Origin of the sequence: Aeromonas simiae (genome assembly GCF_014892695.1) — a bacterium.
Classification (GTDB): domain Bacteria; phylum Pseudomonadota; class Gammaproteobacteria; order Enterobacterales; family Aeromonadaceae; genus Aeromonas; species Aeromonas simiae.
Window position 1 is genome coordinate 3,023,462 of record NZ_CP040449.1, and the last position, 18,514, is coordinate 3,041,975.

Consider the following 18,514-nt stretch of genomic DNA (forward strand, 5'->3'; position numbering starts at 1 on the left):
TGTCACCTCGGAGCGAGTCTTACTCTTCATCAAACCCGCTGGCAAACAGTGCGATGACGGCCTCCAGCGCCGGCGCCGCCTCCGGGCCTTCAACCAGCACCTCGATATTGCCCCCCTGCGCCGACTCCAGCATCAACATGGCGATAATGCTGTTGGCTTCCGCCTCGACACCGGCCTCATTGCGCAGCAGCACCTGGGCGTCAAACTTCTGCACCAGCTCAAAGAGCATGATCGCAGGCCTGGCATGCATTCCCAGCTTGTTTCTAACCTCGACCGAGGCATGCAGCGTCATGCCCCCTCCTTGCTCTTATCGAGGGTACGGTGGCGGATCTGCACATTCTTGCCCAGAGCACGGAAAGAGGAGGCCAACTGCTCGGCGATGAACACCGAGCGATGCTGACCACCGGTACAACCGATCCCGACCGTCAGATAGCTGCGGTTATTACGCTCCAGATGAGGGAGCCAGGTAGCCAGCATGTTCTCGATCTGTAAGGTGAACTGCATCACGTCGGGTTGGCTGGCGAGGTAACGGGCAACCGGCTCATCCTTGCCCGTGTAGGGCTTGAGCTCGGGGATCCAGTGCGGGTTCGGTAAAAAACGGGCATCGAAGACGAAGTCAGCATCCTTCGGGATCCCGTATTTGAAACCAAACGACTCGAACACCAGTACCAGCTCATTCTCCTTCTTGCCGAGTACCCGTGTCTTGATGAGTTCGCTCAGATCGTGAATGCTGAGGTTGGTCGTATCGATGCGCAGGTCTGCGGTGGAGGAGAGCGGAGCCAGCAGGTGGGTCTCCTTGCGGATCGCCTCATCCAGTGAAAGGTGATCACGTGACAGGGGGTGCAGACGGCGGCTCTCGCCATAGCGCTTGAGCAGAGTGGTGTTCTCGGCATCGAAGAAGAAACTGATGTACTCTACCCGCCCATCGCCACGCACCTGTTGCAACAGGTTCTCCAGCTTGTCTGAGGTGGCAGGCAAGTTGCGCACATCGATACTGACGGCCAGCCGGTCGTATTGCCCCTCCACTGCCACGATCAACTGTGGCAACAGATTGACGGGCAAGTTGTCGACACAGTAGTAGCCAAGATCCTCCAGCACCCGCAGAGCCACGGTCTTGCCAGAGCCGGAACGCCCACTGACGACGATGAGTTGCATACTTTCCTCCTCAGAATGCAGGTGGTGAAACGGCGACCAACCAGGGATCAGGCCGAAATCATGATCTGGTAGAGTTCTTCATCACTGCCCGCTTGGCGCAATTGGCGGCAAATCGCCTTATCACCAAGCCGGGAGGCCATCAAGGAAAGGGTCTTCAGGTGCTGCTTGCACTCGCTCTCGGGTACCAGCAGGGCAAACAGGAGATCGACAGGCTGGTTGTCGACCGAATCAAAAGGAATGGGCTCTGCGAAGGTCATCAACACGGCGGTCGGCGGGAACTCGTCATCAATGCGGCCGTGCGGGATTGCGATACCAGCACCGATGCCGGTACTTCCCATCTTTTCACGGGCCAGCAGGCACTCAAAAAGAGCCTGTCGGGAAGTGCCGAGGTGATCGGCGGCTAGCTCGCTGATGAGTTCCAGAGCGCGCTTCTTACTACTACAAGGGACTGCACTCTTGGTACAGTCCCTGCTCAATATGTGTTCCAGTTGCATGTTATTTTTGCTGTAGCTTGTCTTTGTGTTTGATGATCTGCCGATCCAGCTTATCAATCAAGGTATCGATGGCTGCATACATATCGGCATGTTCGGAATTAGCGAAAACCTCGCCCCCGTTGACGTGCAGCTTGGCTTCGGCAATCTGCTTGAGTTTTTCAACGTTAAGAACCACATGGACGTTATTGATATGGTCGAAATGGCGCTCCAGCCGGGCAAACTTGCCGGTGACATAATCACGCAATGCTTCAGTGATCTCTACATGGTGTCCAGTCAGGTTGATTTGCATAACGTCTTCCTTATGTTGTGCCTACACCAGGCGCTTGCGCTGATTAGATGGTGGGATCATGAGGGACTCGCGATATTTGGCGATGGTCCGTCTTGCCACCATGATCCCCTGCTCCGCTAACAGATCGGTGATCTTGCTGTCACTGAGCGGCTTAGCAGGGTTTTCGGCCGTCACCAGCTTCTTGATCAAAGCCCTGATGGCGGTCGATGAACACTCTCCTCCCCCTTCGGTGTTGACGTGGCTCGAGAAGAAATATTTGAGCTCGAAAATACCGCGTGGGGTATGCATATATTTTTGGGTAGTCACCCGTGAGATGGTCGACTCATGCATCTCGACCGCCTCGGCAATATCGTTGAGTACCATGGGCTTCATCGCCTCTTCACCGTACTCAAAAAAACCTTGTTGCTGTTCTACGATACAACTCGCCACTTTGAGCAGAGTATCGTTGCGGCTCTCCAGGCTCTTGATAAACCAGCGAGCTTCTTGCAGGTGAGAGCGGATGAATTGGGTATCTGAGCTGTTGCGGGCACTTCGTGCCATGGCCGCATAGGTCTCGTTGACCCGGATGCGCGGGGCGCTATCCGGATTAAGCTCGACCACCCATTTGCTCCCCTTCTTCACCACGGACACATCTGGGATCACGTACTGGGAATCCCCCTGCACCACGCTGTTACCAGGGCGAGGCTCCAGCTGCTGGATCAGATCCAGCACCTCCTTGAGATCGCTTTCTTTAAGCCGAGTCTTGCGGGCTAGCGTCCGGTAGTCCCTGGCACCTAGCAGATCCATATGATGGGTGACCACCTCAATGGCCTCCTTGAGCCAGGGCAGGTCTGGTGCAAACTGCCCCAGTTGGATCAACAGGCACTCCTGCACAGAACGGGCGGCCACCCCAACCGGGTCAAAACGCTGTACTCGCTTGAGCACAGCTTCCACCTCGTCCATCTCCACATCGTACTCATCCGAGCTGACTGCCGTATGAATATCCTCAAGGGAGACGGTCAGGTAGCCGGACTCATCCACTGCGTCGATAATTGCCAGCGCAATGGCGGCATCCACATCAGAAAACGGGGTTAATCGCATCTGCCACAGCAGATAATCCTGCAAGTTTTCGGTCGTTTCCCCTTGGTAGACAGAATCTTCACCATCGAAACTGGGGGCAGCGAGCTGCGCCGTACCGGCCGAGTAGATCTCATCCCACGTCGTATCGACCGGCAACTCATCGGGCATTTGTTCCTGTGACATGGCCTCTGAAGAGTCCATCTGGCTGTTATCAGAGGCACTGTCGAGGGAGGTGACATCAGGTTCGACTTCTTCCTGCTCCAGCAAGGGGTTACTCTCGAGGGCTTGCTGGATTTCCTGCTGAAGTTCCAGGGTGGAGAGCTGGAGCAGACGAATTGCTTGTTGTAGTTGTGGCGTCATGGTCAACTGCTGACCCAGACGCAACTGCAGTGTCGGCTTCATCTATGTTGGAATATCCTTATTGTTCAGCGCTCGGGCCCGGGGCTTCCCCCTTACTATAGACTGAATTGATCACCCAGATAGACCCGCTTGACCTGCTCATCCGCCAGGATCTCGCTCGGTGTTCCCTCCGCTATCATCTTGCCGTGACTGACGATATAGGCCTTCTCACACACATCCAGAGTCTCTCTGACATTGTGGTCGGTGATCAAGACACCCAAGCCGCGATCCTTGAGGTGCTGGATGATCTTCTTGATATCAATCACAGAAATCGGATCCACGCCAGCAAAGGGCTCATCAAGCAAAATGAAACGAGGATCGGCCGCCAGCGCACGGGCGATCTCCACCCGGCGACGCTCACCACCAGAGAGGCTCTGACCCAGGCTATCGCGGATATGGGTGATGTTGAACTCCTCAAGCAGTTGCTCAACATTCTCCTCCCGCTGCGCACGGGTCAACTCCTTACGGGTTTCCATTACCCCCATCAGATTGTCAAACACCGACAGACGGCGAAAGATGGAGGCTTCCTGTGGCAGATAACCGATACCGTTACGTGCTCGTTCGTGCATGGGTTGGGTACTGATGTCGCGCTCATCAATAGTGATGCAGCCTTCATCCCGCTGTACCAGCCCCACTATCATGTAAAAAGAGGTGGTCTTACCGGCGCCGTTCGGACCAAGCAACCCCACGATCTGGCCGGTTCCCACTTCGAGGCTCACTTCGCTGACAACCTGACGCCCCTTGTAGCTCTTTTGCAGGCCAACTGCTTTCAATACCGCCATCTGTGATTACTCCTTCTTGCCATTGGTTGGCTTGTCGAAGCTTTCCATCTGATCCGGCAGGAAGACCGTCTTGACCCTGGAGTTCTGCTGATTGCTCTCCGCCACCATCTTCTGTTTGACGATGTCGTACCGTATCACATCACCGTTGATCTGGCTGTCTTCCTGCTTGAGCTGGCCCTTTCCAGTGATGGTCACCAAGCGCTTCTTAAGCTCGTAGCGGATGGTGTCGCCATGGGCGTTGACCGGCTTACCGTTATCGAGGATCTGAAAGAAGGTGGCGGGCTTGCCGTAGGCGGTCATCACCTCGGACCCTTTCTCACCACTGCGCACCACCACCACCTTATCGGCTTTGATCTTGATGGTACCCTGATTGATGGTCACATCCTGATTGAAGGTGAGGCGGTTATCCTGCAACTCGGCTGTCTGAGTCACCGCATCCACATAGACCGGCTCGGAGAAGTCGGACTGCTTGGCCTGCAAAGCGCCACAGCAGAGCAGGGCCGCCAGGGCCAGGTTAGCGTTTTTCATTGAAATAGATCGCATGACTCTGTTCCAGTAATTCAAAGTAACGGGTATTCAGGTTGCCGCGCAGGCCGACCCCCTGAGTCTGGAAGGAGGGGCCAACCACCAGAACCTGCTTGTTGCTGCGCACGTCCTGGTTGGTCAGATCCAACTCCATGTATTCGGTATCCAAGGTTTTGACAAAACTATCCGGCAGCAGACCATCGGCATGCACTTCATTACGCAGCACGGCGCTGTCGTTGGCATTCCATACCCCTTCCTTGGCTTTCACTCGCCACTCGGGAACGCCGCTTTCGTTGTAAAGGGTCAGCTCGGGTTGCTGCAAGTTGGCCATCTCAATGGCCCGGAAATACTCAGCGTAACGGGAGGTCAAACGTTCGGTCAGCCGCCCCTGCTTGTCATATTGACGCGTCACCACATCGTGCACGACAAAATCGGGTTGGAAATGCTCCTTCTTGGGCCCAGCCAGCTCATCGGGTTTACGGTCGAGTACCCGCCAACAGGCTAACGCTACAATAAACAGAACGGCAAACATCAAGGTCTGGCGATTCATGTCGATGTCTCCTGGCCGGCATCCAGCAGCCCCTTGGCTTGCAGGATAAGATCACAGACTTCACGCACAGCGCCAAAGCCTCCTTGGATACGGGTCACCATGGTGGCCTGACTGCGCACCAGCGGGTGGGCGTCGGCGACGGCAATGCCAAGCCCGCAGGCCTGCATGACCGGTAGATCGATGGTGTCGTCCCCGATATAGGCCGCCTCGTCAGCCGAGAGCCCCAACTCGCCCAGCAACCGCTCGAAGTGAGGCAGCTTCTCATCCGCCCCCTGCACCAGATGACGAACCCCCAGGCTGCTCATCCGATCGCTGACAATACGCGACGAGCGCCCGGTAATGATGCCAATTTCGATGCCGGCACGCATCAGTGCCTTCATGCCAGCGCCATCACGGGTACAGAAGGTCTTGAACTCTTCCCCGTTGTTGCCCATGTAGATGAAGCCGTTGGAGAGCACGCCATCCACATCGCAGATCAGCAGCCGGATGCGAGCCGCCCGTTCGAACAGCTCGGCCGATACACTGCCATAAGGGGTCATGATTTCGGCCATCAGATCACCCTCGCCCGCAGCAGGTCATGCATGTTGAAGGCGCCCAGCGGGCGGCGCTGGGCATCAACGACCAGCAAACCATTGATTTTTCTTGTTTCCATCAGTTTGACCGCCTCAGCGGCCATCATCTCCGACCCCACGGTAATGCCGTTCGCCGTCATGACCTGGCTGATGGAGGTGTGATGGATATCCACCTGCTGATCCAAAATGCGGCGCAAATCTCCGTCGGTGAAGATGCCGGCCAGAGTCCCGTCGGCCGCGACGATCCCAGTCATACCGAGCCCCTTGCGACTCACTTCCAGCAGCGCCTCGCTGATGCTGGCTTCGTTGCTGACCAGAGGCAGCGCGTCGCCAGCATGCATGATATCACTCACTCGCAGCAGCAGACGCTTACCCAGCGCACCGCCGGGATGGGAGAGCGCGAAGTCATCGGCAGTAAAGCCGCGCGCTTCGAGCAGGGCAACGGCCAGGGCATCCCCCATTACCAGGGTCGCGGTGGTGCTGGAGGTCGGCGCCAGTCCGAGCGGACAGGCCTCGCGCTCGACCCGGATGCACAGGTGCACGTTGGCCTCACGCGCCATGGTCGACTCCGGCTTGCCGGTCATGCTGATGAGCGGGATGCCACGGCGCTTGAGCACCGGCAACAGCGCCAGGATCTCGTCGCTCTCGCCCGAGTTAGAGATGGCGATGATGAGATCCCCCTCGGAGATCATGCCAAGATCCCCATGACTCGCCTCACCCGGGTGCAAGAAGAAGGCCGGCGTCCCGGTGCTGGCCAAAGTGGCCGCAATCTTGCTGCCGACGTGCCCCGACTTGCCCATTCCGGTCACGACTATCTTGCCGCCGCAATGCAGGATCATCTCGCAGGCGCGATCGAACGCCTCGTTCAGGTACTGGTGTAACCCGGCGATGGCCTGCTGCTCAATCTCCAGCACCTGGCTGGCACTGCGGCAAAAACGGGACATGACGGGCACCTTGGCACTGACATCAGACATGGTTAATGAGGCTCCGAAGAGATATATGAGGGGCGGGATTATAAAAAACTCTGCCAATATAAGCGAATCGGGCGCCCCTCGATACTTGTGGAGAGATTTAGCAACAGAAAACTGTCGCGCTCAGCCCCCCGACCCGTTGCTCAATAGTTGTTCCCGGTCGTTGCTTCGCTCTAGACTAGCCCCTAAAATTTGTCCCTTGTCACAACTGGATGGATCACGGCTTGAATCCCGACCTAATTACCATCAATAACCTCACCTTCAGCCATGGCGACCGTCTGCTCTATGACGGCATCAGCCTGCGTATACCGCGTGGCAAGGTGACGGCCATCATGGGGCCGAGCGGTATCGGCAAGACCACCATGCTGCGTCTCATCGGCGGCCAGATCAAACCGAGCAGTGGTGAAGTGCTGTTTGATGGCGAGAACGTGCCGACCCTGTCACGCTCACGCCTCTACGAGCTTCGCAAGCGCATGAGCATGCTGTTCCAAAGTGGCGCGCTGTTTACCGGTATGACGGTATTTGACAACGTGGCCTTCCCGCTACGCGAACACTCCGGCCTGCCGGAGGCGCTGATCCATACCATCGTCATGATGAAGCTGGAAGCGGTTGGCTTGCGCGGCGCCGCTCACCTGATGCCCTCCCAGCTCTCCGGCGGCATGGCACGGCGCGCCGCACTGGCGCGCGCCATCGCCCTCGATCCGGATCTCATCATGTATGACGAGCCGTTTGTCGGACAGGACCCCATCACCATGGGGGTGCTGGTGAAGCTCATCCGCGATCTCAACGATGCGCTCGGCATCACCTCGGTCATCGTCACCCATGACGTCACCGAAGTGATGACCATCGCCGACTACGCCTACATCATCGCCAACCGCAAGGTGGTAGCCGAAGGGACTCCCGACCAACTGCGTCGTGAGAATAACCCCGAGGTGGCGCAGTTCCTCAACGGCCTGCCGGATGGCCCTGTGCCGTTCCACTTCCCGGCCGGCGCACTGCTACAGGATCTCTGATGCTGATTGACTTCATCGGCCAAACTGGCCAGCGCGGCGTTCGCTTCATCACCTCGGTCGGACGGGCCAGCATCATGCTGTTCCACGCCCTGGCGGGCAAGCCGGCACCGCGCAAACACTTTCCGCTGCTGATCCAGCAGCTCTACGTGGTGGGCGTGCAATCGGTCGCCATCATTTTGGTCTCTGGCCTGTTCATCGGCATGGTGCTCTCGTTGCAGGGCTATAACGTGCTCAAGGACTTCGGCGCCGAAGGCAGCCTGGGGCCGCTGGTCTCTCTCTCGCTGCTGCGCGAGCTGGGGCCCGTGGTCACCGCCCTGCTGTTTGCCGGGCGAGCGGGCTCGGCACTGACCGCCGAGATCGGCCTGATGAAGGCCACCGAGCAGCTCTCCAGCCTCGAGATGATGGCCGTCGATCCCCTGCGCCGGGTGGTTGCCCCGCGCTTCTGGGCCGGCGTCATCAGCATGCCGCTGCTCGCCTTCATGTTCAGCCTGATCGGCATCTTTGGTGGCAAGCTGGTCGGGGTCGACTGGCTCGGCGTGGACGAAGGGGGCTTCTGGTCAGCGATGCAGGCCTCGGTCGACTGGCATGAGGACATCATGCAAGGCGCCATCAAGAGCCTGATCTTTGCCATGGTGGTCACCTGGATCGCCCTGTTTAACGGTTATGACGCCAAGCCGACCTCGGCCGGCATCAGCCAAGCTACAACCCGCACCGTGGTGCATTCGTCCCTGGCCGTGCTCGGCCTGGATTTCGTACTCACTGCAGTCATGTTCGGATAAGGTCAATATGAAATTCAGCAAAATAGAATTCTTGGTCGGCGCCTTTATGCTGGCCGGCATCGCCGCCATCCTGGCCCTAGCACTTCAGATCGCGGGGATCAGCTTCAAGAGTGAAGGGGAGACCTATACGATCTACGCCCATTTCGATAATATCGGCGGCCTGAAAGTGCGCTCCCCGGTCAAGGTCGGTGGTGTGGTCGTTGGCCGAGTCACCGATATCGGCCTCGATGCCAAGAGCCAGGTGCCCCTGGTCACCATGCAGATGCAAAAATCGGCCGGTGAGTTCTCCGATACCAGCACCCTCTCCATCCTGACCTCCGGCCTGCTCGGCGAGCAGTATGTTGGCCTGGTGCCGGGCTTTACCGACGCCGAGATGGGGACGCAGGAGCTCAAGGATGGCGACACGCTGGAAGACACCAAATCGGCCATCGTACTCGAAGATCTGATCGGTAAATTCCTCTACAGCAAGTCCGACGACTCAACCGCTAAGGAGTAACAACAATGATGAAGAAAATTCTGCTGGCCGTCGGCATGATGGCCACCCTGCTGTTCTCCCTGACCGCCCGAGCCAGCTATCCTGCCGATCCTTACACCCTGGTTCAGGTGGCGGCCGACAAGACCTTTGCCCGTCTCAAATCGGATCAGCCCCAGATCAAGGCCAGCCCGGATCACCTGCGGGTCATCATCCGTGAAGAGCTGCTGCCTTACATCGACAACCGTTTCGCGGCCTACAAGGTGCTTGGCAACCAGATCAAGCAGACCACCCCGGCCCAGCGCGACGCCTTCGTCAACGCCTTTACCGAGTACATGATCAGCTCCTACGCCGATGCCCTGGCCCACTACGACAAGCAAACGGTCAAGGTAGAGCAGCCCAAGGCGCTCGACGGGAAAGAGATCACCGCCGTCAACCTGAACGTGCTGGAAGCGGGCAAGCCGGACATCAACCTTGAGTTCAAGCTGCGCAAGAACAACAAGACCGGCGAGTGGAAAGCCTTCGACATGGTGGCCGAGGGGATCAGCCTGCTCTCTGCCAAGCAGAGCGAGTTAGGTGGCCTCATCCGCCAGAACGGCATCGACGCCGTCATCAAGCAGCTTGAAGATCACAACGCCAAGCCGCTGGTACTCAAGAAATGAAACTGAGCGGTAACCTGCAAGGGGAGCAGGTCAAGCGCCTGTGGGAGATCCGCCAGCAATGGTGGCAAGACGAGAGCATGGACTTGTGTGAAGTGCTCACCCTCGACTCCGCCGGTATCGCTCTCATGGTCAAGTGGGGCAAGGCGGTGCGCGAGCGCGGCGCCATCCCCCTGCTGACCTCGGTTCCCGATGATTTCACCAAGTTGGCCACCCTCTATGGCGTGGCCGACCTGTTTTCTATCGAATCCCAAGGATGACTATGCAAGTCTCTGAAATCGAAGCGCTGCTGCTGGCCGCACTGCCCCTGACCGAGGTGCATGTGAAGGGCGACGGCAGTCACTTCCAGGTTATTGCCGTCGGCGACATGTTCGACGGCATGAGCCGAGTCAAGAAACAACAGGCCATCTATGCCCCGCTGATGGACAAGATTGCCACCAACGCGATCCACGCGCTCTCCATCAAGGCCTTCACCCCGGCCGAGTGGAGCCGCGAACGCAAATTTTTGCTGCCCTCCTGATCAGGTAAAGAAAACGTAAATGGACAAATTCAAGATCACCGGCCCCTGCACTCTCTCCGGTGAAGTGACCATCTCTGGCGCCAAGAACGCCGCCCTGCCCATCCTGTTTGCCACCCTGCTGTGTGACGAAGAGGTACAACTCTCCAACGTGCCGCGCCTCAAAGACGTGGCCACGACGGTCAAGCTCCTGGAGATGCTGGGCGCCTCCACCAAGGTCAACGGTAACGTCACCGTGCTGACCGGGGCGGTCAACAACCACGTTGCCCCTTACGAGCTGGTGAAGACCATGCGCGCCTCGATCCTGGCGCTCGGCCCCCTGGCTGCCCGCTACGGCGCGGCCGACGTCTCCCTGCCCGGCGGCTGCGCCATCGGAGCGCGTCCGGTCAACCTGCACGTACACGGCCTGGAGCTGATGGGTGCCAAGATCACCATCGAAGAGGGTTATATCAAGGCCCGCGTCGACGGTCGTCTCAAGGGCGCCCACATCCTGATGGACATGGTCTCCGTCACCGGCACTGAAAACCTGATGATGGCGGCCGTACTGGCCGATGGTCGCACCGTGATTGAGAACGCGGCCCGCGAGCCAGAAGTGGTCGATCTGGCTCACTTCCTCAACACTCTGGGCGCCAAGATCCAGGGGGCAGGCACCGATACCCTGACCATCGACGGGGTCGAGCGTCTGCACGGCGGCAGCTACCGCGTACAGCCGGATCGCATCGAGACCGGCACCTTCTTGGTCGGCGCCGCCGTGACCGGTGGCAAGATTGTCTGCCGCAACACTGACCCGAGCCTGCTCGAGGCGGTGCTGGTCAAGCTGGAAGAGGCCGGTGCGCTGGTCGACAAGGGCGAAGACTGGATCAGCCTGGACATGACCGGCCGTACCCTCAAGCCGGTGACGATCAAGACCGCCCCCTACCCGGCCTTCCCGACCGACATGCAGGCCCAGTTCACCGTGCTCAACACGGTGGCCAAAGGCACAGGCATGCTGACTGAGACCATCTTCGAGAACCGCTTCATGCACGTGCCGGAGCTGGTGCGGATGGGTGCCGACATCGAGCTGCAGGGCAACGTGGCCATCTGCCGCGACGCCGAGCACCTCAAGGGCGCCCAGGTGATGGCGACCGATCTGCGCGCTTCCGCCAGTCTGGTGCTGGCCGGTTTCGTGGCCGAAGGCACCACCATCGTCGATCGCATCTATCACATCGACCGTGGCTACGAGAACATCGAGCAGAAGCTGCAAGGCCTTGGTGGCTGCATCGAGCGCATCAAGGAGTAATCCTGATCGCCTATAAAAAAACGGCGCCGCAAGGCGCCGTTTTTATTTGTCTGCCCGCACTCAGTGGCCAGCCAGCTTCATGTTCTCGATGAGCACAGAGCCGGTCTTGAGGCTGGAGCGCTCGTCGGCGTCGCTGCCCACCGCCACGATGTGGCGGTACATGTCGGTCAGGTTGCCGGCGATGGTGATCTCCTCGACCGGGTAGGCTATCTCACCGTTCTCAACCCAAAAGCCGGCTGCGCCGCGGGAGTAATCGCCGTTGACGATATTGACCCCCTGCCCCATCAGCTCGGTCACCAGCAGGCCCGTGCCCATCTCCTTGAGCAACGCCTGAAAATCCTGACCACTGTGGGAGACCTGCCAGTTGTGGATACCGCCGGCATGCCCCGTGGAAGTGAGCCCCAGCTTGCGCGCCGAGTAGGAGGTGAGCAGCCAGGTCATCAGGCGGCCATCACGGATAATGTCGAGATCGCGGGTGCGTACCCCTTCACCATCGAACGGCGCACTGGCCAGCGCCCCCTTGAGGTGTGGGTGCTCGGTGATAGAGAGCCACTCGGGCAGGATGATCTCCCCACGCTTTTCTTGCAGGAAGCTCGACTTGCGATAGAGGTTACCACCGCTGATCCCCATCACCAGATGGCCCCACAGGCCGGAGGCGGTGTCGGGGTGAAACAGAACGGGGGCCTGGCGGGTCTCAATTTTGCGTCCGCCAAGGCGGGAGACGGTGCGCTCCACCGCCTCGTCGGCGATGCGCTGCGGGCTCCACAGACCCTCCATGCGGCGGTGGCAGCTCCAGCCGTAGTCGCGCTGCATGTCGCCATCCTGCTCGCCGATCAGCACGCAGCTCAAGGAGTGGCGCGATGCGGCGTAGCCCTTCACAAAGCCGTGGCTGTTGCCATACACCTTGACCCCGAGATGGCTGGTAAAACCGGCGCCATCCGAATGCTTGATGCGCGGATCGCGCCCCAAGGCCAGCCGCTCGCACTCCAGCGCCAGCGCCGTGCCCTCGGCCGGATCGAGCGAGACCGGATGACAGAGCTCAAGATCCGGCGCCTCCCAGGCGAGCAGCTCGGGATCGGCCAGGCCCGCCGCCTCGTCGCGCGAGGTGTGGCGGGCAATCTCGATGGCGGCCTCGACACAGGCGCGGATGGCGCTGCGGCCAAGATCCGTGGTGGAAGAGGAACCCTTGCAACCATCCCGATAGACGGCGATCCCCAAGGCACCATCCTTATTGAATTCAATGCTCTCCAGCTCGCCACCGCGGGTGTTGACCGACAGCCCGGTCTGCTTGCTGATGGATACCTCGGCCAGCGAGGCACCGAGCTCCTTGGCAATATCGAGGGCCTCGGCCACCGCGGCCTCAAGCTGGGCCTGCTCCTGACGGATTTGCGCTTGCTGATCCATACATCCAGTCTGATTAAGGGAAAGGGCCTAGCATAACAGAGCCCAGCAAAGGGCGGGAGAAGCTGGTAACATATCGGCCAACCCGTGCGAATAAAATCACAGGATCCGAGACCAATGAGTCATTTCAACGACGACCAGCACGACGAGTGGGAAGACTGGGGCCCCAGCAAGAGCCAGCTCAAGCGCGACGCCGAAGCGTTGCAGACAATGGGTGAGGAGATAGTCGACCTCAAGCCGAGCGAGCTGGAGAAGATCCCCCTCGACGAAGAGCTGGCTGACGCCGTGTCCTTGGCCCACAAGCTCAAGCCCAAGAAGAACGAGGCCTACCGCCGCCACTTGCAGTTCATCGGCCGTCTGATGCGCAGCCGTGACGTGGAGCCCATCGCCGAGGCGCTCTCCATCATCAAAAACCGTCATGCCACCGCCAATGCCCGCCAGCACCGGCTGGAGCAGTGGCGTGAGCGCCTTATCGATGAAGGGGATGTCGCCATCAACGAGCTGCTCGGCCAGTTCCACGAGCTCGATCGCCAGAAGCTGCGCCAGCTGCTGCGCTCGGTGCAAAAGGAGCGCGAGCACAACAAGCCGCCCGCCGCCTACCGCGAGCTGTTCCAGTACCTGCGCAGCGAGATTGAAGATCTGCTGTAAACCAAGCTGTGACACACGAAAAGGGATGCCATCGGCATCCCTTTTTTTCTGGCCCGCCCACCATCACGCCGGGAGCAAGTCGGTGTAGAGAAACCCCTCCCGCTCCACCGTTTCGCCGATGCGGCACGCCACCGGGTGGCGAAACATAGGGCCATCCCAGGCGAAGGTATGAAACTCACCGCGCTCGCCACACGGATCCACATCGTCGGGGAGCTGAGCCAGCAGATCGGCATCGAATGGGTGTCCTGCCACCTGACGCGGCACCCGGGCCGGATCGCAGGCGCTCACGGTCGCCTTGAGACCGCCCGCCAGCATCTCACTGGCCAACACATCGCTCGGAATGCCCCACAGCGGAAAGAGTGGGGTGATGCCACACCCGGCTAGCTTCTCTTCCCGATAGCGCCGCACATCGGCGAGAAACAGATCGCCAAATGCGAAGTGATCGATCCCCAGGGCATGGCAACGGGTGACGAACGCCCCCATGCGCGCTTCGTAATCGGCATTACTACACGGCCACGGCAGCGGGATCAGGTGCAAAGGCAGCCCGAGCGCCTCAGCCTGGGCATACAGCAACGCATTGCGCACCCCGTGGATAGCCACCCGCTCAAACGCCTCGTTGGTGGTGGTAAACAGCCCCACCACCTCGATATCAGGCTGCTGACGCAGTCGGTGCAGCGCCCAGGCGCTGTCTTTACCACTGCTCCATGAGAGCAGAACCCTTCCCATGATTGGTGATCTCCCTTCTTCCGGCCATGGCCGGGAAACGCAAGACAGTGTTGCAGATTGCGCGATTTACAGCCGCTACCGGCGCATCTTACCCTCGCAACATGGTGCCGCCCAGCACCACCACTTCAGGATGACAACAACAGGGACTGACATGAGCACACACACCCGCCCCCTCTCCCGGCAGGACTACAAGACGCTGGGGCTGGCTGCCCTCGGTGGCGCGCTGGAATTTTACGACTTCATCATCTTCGTCTTTTTCGCCGTGGTGATCGGTGAGCTGTTCTTCCCGCCCGACATCCCTGAATGGCTGCGCCAGTTCCAGACCTTCGGTATCTTCGCCGCCGGCTACCTGGCACGTCCGCTCGGTGGCATCATCATGGCCCACTTCGGCGATCTGGTCGGCCGCAAGCGGATGTTCACCTTGAGCATCATCCTGATGGCGTTGCCGACCCTGCTCATCGGCTTGCTGCCGACCCACGCCACCCTCGGCATCCTAGCTCCTGTGCTGCTGCTGTTGCTGCGTATCCTGCAAGGGGCCGCCATCGGTGGCGAGGTGCCGGGCGCCTGGGTCTTCGTGGCTGAACACGTCCCCGCCAAACGGGTGGGGGTCGCCTGCGGCGTGCTGACCGGCGGCCTGACCGCCGGCATTCTGCTCGGATCTCTGGTCGCCACCGCCATCAACAAGGGAATGAGCCCGAGCGAGGTGAGCCAATGGGGCTGGCGTCTGGCCTTCGTGCTCGGCGGGGTGTTCGGCATCCTCGCCATGTACCTGCGCCGCTGGCTGCACGAGACCCCGGTGTTTGCCGAGTTGCAGGCGAGCAAGGCGCTGGCCGAGGAGCTGCCGCTGCGCACCGTACTGCGCGAGCACAGGAGCAGTGTGGTCATCTCTATGCTGCTCACCTGGCTGCTCTCGGCCGGGATCGTGGTGGTGATCCTGATGACCCCGACCTACCTGCAAAAGGTGCATGCCATCGCCCCCGCCGATGCCCTGCAAGCCAACTCGCTGGCGATCCTGGCGCTCACTCTGGGTTGCGTCGTCTATGGCCGCCTCTGTGACGCCATCGGCAGCGGCCGCACCTTCCTGCTCGGCTCGGTGCTGCTGGCCGTCACGGTCAACCTCTTCTATCGCGGCCTACTCGGCGGTAGCGATGCCCTCTATGCCCACTACGCCCTGGCCGGCTTCGCCGTCGGACTGGTGGGGGCCGTCCCCCACGTCATGGTGCATGCCTTCCCGCCTGCGGTGCGCTTTAGCGGGCTGTCGTTCTCCTACAACGTCGCCTACGCCATCTTTGGTGGCCTCACCCCCATGCTGGTTACCCTGTGGATGAAAGAGGATGTGCTGGCCCCCTCCCACTATGTCACCGCCATCAGTGCCGTCGGCTTCGCCGTTGGCCTGCTGCTGTGGCAGCAGCAAAGAAGGGCCGCCCGGATTGCGCAACCGGCCTAAACGCTTGGCCAGACCAGTTTAGAGTTTCACCTGTTATCAAGGTGGCGTAAGCTGGCTGGCCTGCAAGGAGTGAATTTCAACCACGGGAAGCAGCATGATCCGCAAGAACCCCTCCGGCCACCTGCCGGTCATTCACGAATCCGCCTACATCGATAAGACCGCCATCATCTGCGGCAAGGTGATCATCCACGAGAACGTCTTCGTCGGCCCCTATGCGGTGATCCGTGCCGACGAGGTCGACGAACTCGGTGACATGGAGCCCATCGTCATCGGCGCCAACTCCAACATTCAGGATGGGGTGGTGATCCACTCAAAATCGGGCGCCGCCGTCACCATCGGCGAGTCCAGCTCCATCGCCCACCGCAGCATAGTGCACGGCCCCTGCTGCGTGGGAAACCGGGTCTTCATCGGTTTCAACAGCGTGCTTTTTAACTGCCACATCGGCGATGGCTGCGTGGTGCGTCACAACTCGGTGGTGGACGGCTGTGACCTGCCTCCCGAGTTCTATGTCCCCTCCACCACTCACATCAGCCAGCAGAGCGATCTCGAGCGCATTCCCAAGGTCACGGTCGATGCGACCGAGTTCTCGGAGGACGTGGTGCACGCCAATATCGATCTGGTGAAGGGCTACAAGGCGCTCTCCAACGAGTTCTGATCCTGCATTAACCCGCATGAAAGAGGGGCCATAGGCCCCCTTTGTGTTTACCAGTAGTTCTCAGCGCTGATCTGGCCGGGCTTGCGCCTGAGGTTCTTGACCAGACCTCGCTCGAGCAGCACCCCTTGGGTGTCGCGCACCATCTCGGGGTTGCCGCAAATCATCACCTGGCTCTGACTTGGGGTGATCCCAAGACCGACCCGCCGCTCCAGCGCACCGCTGCCGATCGCCGCCGGAATTCGACCGGGCAGCGCGGTTTGCCACGGCTCGCGACTGACCATGGGCACATAGTTGAAACGCTCCCCATAACGCTCGGCCAGTTGGCGCAGCAGCGGCTGGTAGGTCAGCTCGCGGCCAAAGCGCACTCCGTGCACCAGCACTAGGTTGTCAAAACGCATCGCCACCTCACCGTCGGCGAGGATCGAGAGAAATGGCCCGATGGCGGTACCGGTAGAGAGCATCCAGAGATCGCGTCCGGCGGGGATCTCGTCGAGGGTGAGAAAACCGGTCGGGTTGGCCGCGACCAGCACGGCATCGCCCGGTTGCAGGCTGCCGAGGCGAGGGGTCAGTTGCCCGTTCGGGATCTCGACGATATAGAACTCATGCCAGGGCGCGCTGGGAGGGTTGACGAACGAATAGGCGCGCTGCACCTTCTGCTCGCCGTCGACGAGGGCCAACTTGGTAAATTGGCCAGCCTTGTAGGGGGGCAGGTTCGCCTGAACCCGCAATGAGAAGTGAGTATCGGTCCAGTCGGTGCGCTCAAGCACGCGGCCTTCCACCCAGTCAGTCATGGAACGCCTCCTCTGAGGTTGACGATCTCCACTCTACCCCGGCGGCAGGCAATAAAAAACCCGCGCAATGCGCGGGTTTTTTTACCAGATGAACTGTCGATTACTCGCCAGCAACAACCTGGATTTGTACGGTCGCCTTCACGTCAGCGTGCAGCTGAACGGAAACTTCGTACTCGCCGGTGGAACGCAGAACGTTGCCCATGCGAACTTCGCTCTTGGACACGGCTACGCCAGCAGCGGTGATGGCATCAGCCACGTCGCGGGTACCGATGGAGCCGAACAGCTTACCTTCGTCACCGGCCTTGGAGGCGATAACGACGGCAGCCAGTTCGCCCAGCTTGGCAGCGCGCTCTTGAGCGGCAACCAGGGTGGCTTCCAGCTTGGCTTCCAGCTCGGCACGACGAGCGTCGAAAGAAGCGATGTTGGCCTTGGTCGCCATCACAGCCTTGCCTTGCGGGATCAGGAAGTTACGGGCAAAACCAGGCTTAACATTAACTTGGTCACCCAGACCGCCCAGCTTGGCGATCTTATCGAGCAGGATAACTTGCATTACCTTTCCTCTATAAATTTCGTTGAGTTAGGCGTAAGCGCCGGACCGATTCTTACTTGTTGTGCAGATCGGTGTACGGCAGCAGAGCCAGGTAACGGGCGCGCTTGATGGCGCGAGCCAGCTGACGCTGATACTTGGCACGGGTACCGGTGATACGGCTCGGTACGATCTTGCCAGATTCAGTGATGTAGTTCTTCAGGGTAACGATATCTTTGTAGTCGATCTCGGTTACGTTCTCGGCGGTGAAGCGGCAGAACTTGCGACGACGGAAATAACGTGCCATTGCCTTTATCCTCTAGTCTGTGATCCGGAATTACTCTTCTGCGGAAGCTTCAGTGGTAGCTTCGGCAGACTCTTCGCTGCGAACGTCGTCACGACGGAAAGAAGAACGCTCTTCCTTGGCCTTGGCCATCGGAGAAACTTCAGTCACGGCGTGCTTGGTGCGCATGATCATGTTGCGGATAACGGCATCGTTGAAGCGGAAGTTAGTTTCCAGTTCGTCGATAACAGCCTGCTCGGCTTCCACGTTCAGCAGAACGTAGTGCGCCTTGTGCAGCTTCTCGATCGGGTAAGCCAGTTGACGGCGGCCCCAGTCTTCCAGGCGATGAATCTTACCACCGGCAGTGGTGATGGCGCCGGTGTAGCGCTCGATCATGCCAGGAACTTGCTCGCTCTGGTCCGGATGAACCATGAAGACGATTTCGTAATGACGCATTATCAGCTCCTTACGGGTTAATCAGCCTCCGCCCGGGTGCAGCCAAACCTCGGAGGCAAGGAACGT

At 59.7% G+C, this 18,514-nt stretch carries 26 protein-coding genes; 10 read left to right on the forward strand and 16 right to left on the reverse strand.

The annotated features are described in order from the left end of the window. Window positions 1–19 precede the first annotated feature (19 nt). From npr to FE240_RS14395, 10 genes are read right to left on the reverse strand one after another with little or no spacing between them, the layout of a single operon-like run. The gene (gene npr / locus FE240_RS14350; RefSeq protein WP_193001874.1) at window positions 20–292 is read right to left on the reverse strand and encodes a PTS phosphocarrier protein NPr; all 273 of its coding nucleotides are present in this window, start codon (window positions 290–292) and stop codon (window positions 20–22) included. Further along, window positions 289–1,155: an RNase adapter RapZ gene (rapZ, locus tag FE240_RS14355; protein ID WP_193001876.1), complete on the reverse strand. Its 867-nt coding sequence runs from the start codon at window positions 1,153–1,155 to the stop codon at window positions 289–291. The genes npr and rapZ overlap by 4 nt, the downstream gene beginning before the upstream one ends. Before the next feature lie 47 nt (window positions 1,156–1,202). Continuing rightward, a complete protein-coding gene (ptsN, locus tag FE240_RS14360) occupies window positions 1,203–1,649 on the reverse strand; it encodes a PTS IIA-like nitrogen regulatory protein PtsN (RefSeq protein ID WP_042045433.1) in 447 nt (148 codons plus the stop codon). A gap of 1 nt (window position 1,650) precedes the next feature. Beyond that, complete coding sequence (hpf, locus tag FE240_RS14365; protein ID WP_042045432.1) at window positions 1,651–1,938, reverse strand: ribosome hibernation promoting factor; 288 nt, start codon at window positions 1,936–1,938, stop codon at window positions 1,651–1,653. Between the two features lie 21 nt (window positions 1,939–1,959). Then, entirely contained in the window at window positions 1,960–3,399 is a 1,440-nt protein-coding gene (locus FE240_RS14370; protein WP_193001878.1) for an RNA polymerase factor sigma-54, read from the reverse strand. A 53-nt stretch (window positions 3,400–3,452) separates the two neighbouring features. Beyond that, the gene (gene lptB, locus FE240_RS14375; protein WP_193001880.1) at window positions 3,453–4,178 is read right to left on the reverse strand and encodes an LPS export ABC transporter ATP-binding protein; all 726 of its coding nucleotides are present in this window, start codon (window positions 4,176–4,178) and stop codon (window positions 3,453–3,455) included. A gap of 6 nt (window positions 4,179–4,184) precedes the next feature. After that, window positions 4,185–4,706 carry a lipopolysaccharide transport periplasmic protein LptA gene (lptA, locus tag FE240_RS14380; protein ID WP_193004567.1) on the reverse strand — a complete coding sequence of 174 codons (522 nt, stop codon included), beginning with the start codon at window positions 4,704–4,706 and terminating at the stop codon, window positions 4,185–4,187. After that, window positions 4,693–5,253, reverse strand: coding sequence for an LPS export ABC transporter periplasmic protein LptC (gene lptC, locus FE240_RS14385; RefSeq protein WP_042045428.1), 561 nt, complete (start codon window positions 5,251–5,253; stop codon window positions 4,693–4,695). Before lptC ends, lptA begins: the two co-directional genes overlap by 14 nt. Beyond that, window positions 5,250–5,804 carry a 3-deoxy-manno-octulosonate-8-phosphatase KdsC gene (gene kdsC / locus FE240_RS14390; protein WP_193001882.1) on the reverse strand — a complete coding sequence of 185 codons (555 nt, stop codon included), beginning with the start codon at window positions 5,802–5,804 and terminating at the stop codon, window positions 5,250–5,252. The genes lptC and kdsC overlap by 4 nt, the downstream gene beginning before the upstream one ends. Further along, on the reverse strand, window positions 5,804–6,799 hold the full coding sequence (locus FE240_RS14395) for a KpsF/GutQ family sugar-phosphate isomerase (protein WP_404800030.1): 996 nt from the start codon (window positions 6,797–6,799) through the stop codon (window positions 5,804–5,806). The genes kdsC and FE240_RS14395 overlap by 1 nt, the downstream gene beginning before the upstream one ends. A gap of 209 nt (window positions 6,800–7,008) precedes the next feature. Here FE240_RS14395 and mlaF point away from each other — a divergent pair, with 209 nt between their 5' ends. The 7 genes from mlaF to murA are packed head-to-tail and all read left to right on the forward strand — an operon-like array spanning window position 7,009 to window position 11,515. After that, window positions 7,009–7,809, forward strand: coding sequence for a phospholipid ABC transporter ATP-binding protein MlaF (gene mlaF / locus FE240_RS14400; protein ID WP_193001884.1), 801 nt, complete (start codon window positions 7,009–7,011; stop codon window positions 7,807–7,809). Continuing rightward, the gene (gene mlaE / locus FE240_RS14405) at window positions 7,809–8,588 is read left to right on the forward strand and encodes a lipid asymmetry maintenance ABC transporter permease subunit MlaE (protein WP_042045423.1); all 780 of its coding nucleotides are present in this window, start codon (window positions 7,809–7,811) and stop codon (window positions 8,586–8,588) included. Before mlaF ends, mlaE begins: the two co-directional genes overlap by 1 nt. A 7-nt stretch (window positions 8,589–8,595) precedes the next feature. Continuing rightward, on the forward strand, window positions 8,596–9,084 hold the full coding sequence (mlaD, locus tag FE240_RS14410; protein WP_042045422.1) for an outer membrane lipid asymmetry maintenance protein MlaD: 489 nt from the start codon (window positions 8,596–8,598) through the stop codon (window positions 9,082–9,084). A 5-nt stretch (window positions 9,085–9,089) separates the two neighbouring features. Next, window positions 9,090–9,722, forward strand: a complete 633-nt coding sequence (mlaC, locus tag FE240_RS14415) for a phospholipid-binding protein MlaC (RefSeq protein WP_042045421.1) — start codon at window positions 9,090–9,092, stop codon at window positions 9,720–9,722. Next, on the forward strand, window positions 9,719–9,979 hold the full coding sequence (locus FE240_RS14420; protein WP_042045420.1) for an STAS domain-containing protein: 261 nt from the start codon (window positions 9,719–9,721) through the stop codon (window positions 9,977–9,979). The genes mlaC and FE240_RS14420 overlap by 4 nt, the downstream gene beginning before the upstream one ends. Window positions 9,980–9,981: 2 nt before the next feature. Further along, a complete protein-coding gene (ibaG, locus tag FE240_RS14425; RefSeq protein ID WP_042045419.1) occupies window positions 9,982–10,239 on the forward strand; it encodes a BolA family iron metabolism protein IbaG in 258 nt (85 codons plus the stop codon). 19 nt (window positions 10,240–10,258) lie between these two features. Continuing rightward, window positions 10,259–11,515, forward strand: a complete 1,257-nt coding sequence (gene murA / locus FE240_RS14430; protein ID WP_042045418.1) for a UDP-N-acetylglucosamine 1-carboxyvinyltransferase — start codon at window positions 10,259–10,261, stop codon at window positions 11,513–11,515. Between the two features lie 60 nt (window positions 11,516–11,575). Here murA and pmbA read toward each other — a convergent pair whose 3' ends face one another. Continuing rightward, window positions 11,576–12,919: a metalloprotease PmbA gene (gene pmbA / locus FE240_RS14435; RefSeq protein WP_193001886.1), complete on the reverse strand. Its 1,344-nt coding sequence runs from the start codon at window positions 12,917–12,919 to the stop codon at window positions 11,576–11,578. A gap of 114 nt (window positions 12,920–13,033) precedes the next feature. Between pmbA and yjgA the strand changes: the two genes are divergently transcribed. Next, window positions 13,034–13,564 (forward strand): ribosome biogenesis factor YjgA, encoded by a 531-nt coding sequence (gene yjgA / locus FE240_RS14440; protein WP_193001888.1) that lies wholly within the window; start codon window positions 13,034–13,036, stop codon window positions 13,562–13,564. Window positions 13,565–13,627: 63 nt separating this feature from the next. Here yjgA and FE240_RS14445 read toward each other — a convergent pair whose 3' ends face one another. Further along, a complete protein-coding gene (locus FE240_RS14445; protein WP_193001890.1) occupies window positions 13,628–14,290 on the reverse strand; it encodes an adenine nucleotide alpha hydrolase in 663 nt (220 codons plus the stop codon). A 151-nt stretch (window positions 14,291–14,441) separates the two neighbouring features. On the opposite strand from FE240_RS14445, the gene FE240_RS14450 reads away from it, so the two are divergent. Both FE240_RS14450 and FE240_RS14455 read left to right on the forward strand, forming a co-directional pair. Beyond that, on the forward strand, window positions 14,442–15,737 hold the full coding sequence (locus FE240_RS14450; protein WP_404800031.1) for an MFS transporter: 1,296 nt from the start codon (window positions 14,442–14,444) through the stop codon (window positions 15,735–15,737). Between the two features lie 94 nt (window positions 15,738–15,831). Further along, the gene (locus FE240_RS14455; RefSeq protein WP_193001894.1) at window positions 15,832–16,392 is read left to right on the forward strand and encodes a gamma carbonic anhydrase family protein; all 561 of its coding nucleotides are present in this window, start codon (window positions 15,832–15,834) and stop codon (window positions 16,390–16,392) included. 47 nt (window positions 16,393–16,439) lie between these two features. Here the strand turns inward: FE240_RS14455 and FE240_RS14460 are convergent, their stop codons facing one another. The 4 genes from FE240_RS14460 to rpsF all read right to left on the reverse strand — a co-directional run bounded on the left by FE240_RS14460 (window position 16,440) and on the right by rpsF (window position 18,448). Further along, a complete protein-coding gene (locus tag FE240_RS14460; protein WP_193001896.1) occupies window positions 16,440–17,183 on the reverse strand; it encodes a ferredoxin--NADP reductase in 744 nt (247 codons plus the stop codon). A 100-nt stretch (window positions 17,184–17,283) separates the two neighbouring features. Next, window positions 17,284–17,733 carry a 50S ribosomal protein L9 gene (gene rplI, locus FE240_RS14465; protein ID WP_042045411.1) on the reverse strand — a complete coding sequence of 150 codons (450 nt, stop codon included), beginning with the start codon at window positions 17,731–17,733 and terminating at the stop codon, window positions 17,284–17,286. Between the two features lie 52 nt (window positions 17,734–17,785). Continuing rightward, window positions 17,786–18,016 carry a 30S ribosomal protein S18 gene (gene rpsR / locus FE240_RS14470; RefSeq protein ID WP_005308890.1) on the reverse strand — a complete coding sequence of 77 codons (231 nt, stop codon included), beginning with the start codon at window positions 18,014–18,016 and terminating at the stop codon, window positions 17,786–17,788. A 30-nt stretch (window positions 18,017–18,046) separates the two neighbouring features. After that, window positions 18,047–18,448: a 30S ribosomal protein S6 gene (rpsF, locus tag FE240_RS14475; protein WP_042045410.1), complete on the reverse strand. Its 402-nt coding sequence runs from the start codon at window positions 18,446–18,448 to the stop codon at window positions 18,047–18,049. Window positions 18,449–18,514 lie beyond the last annotated feature (66 nt).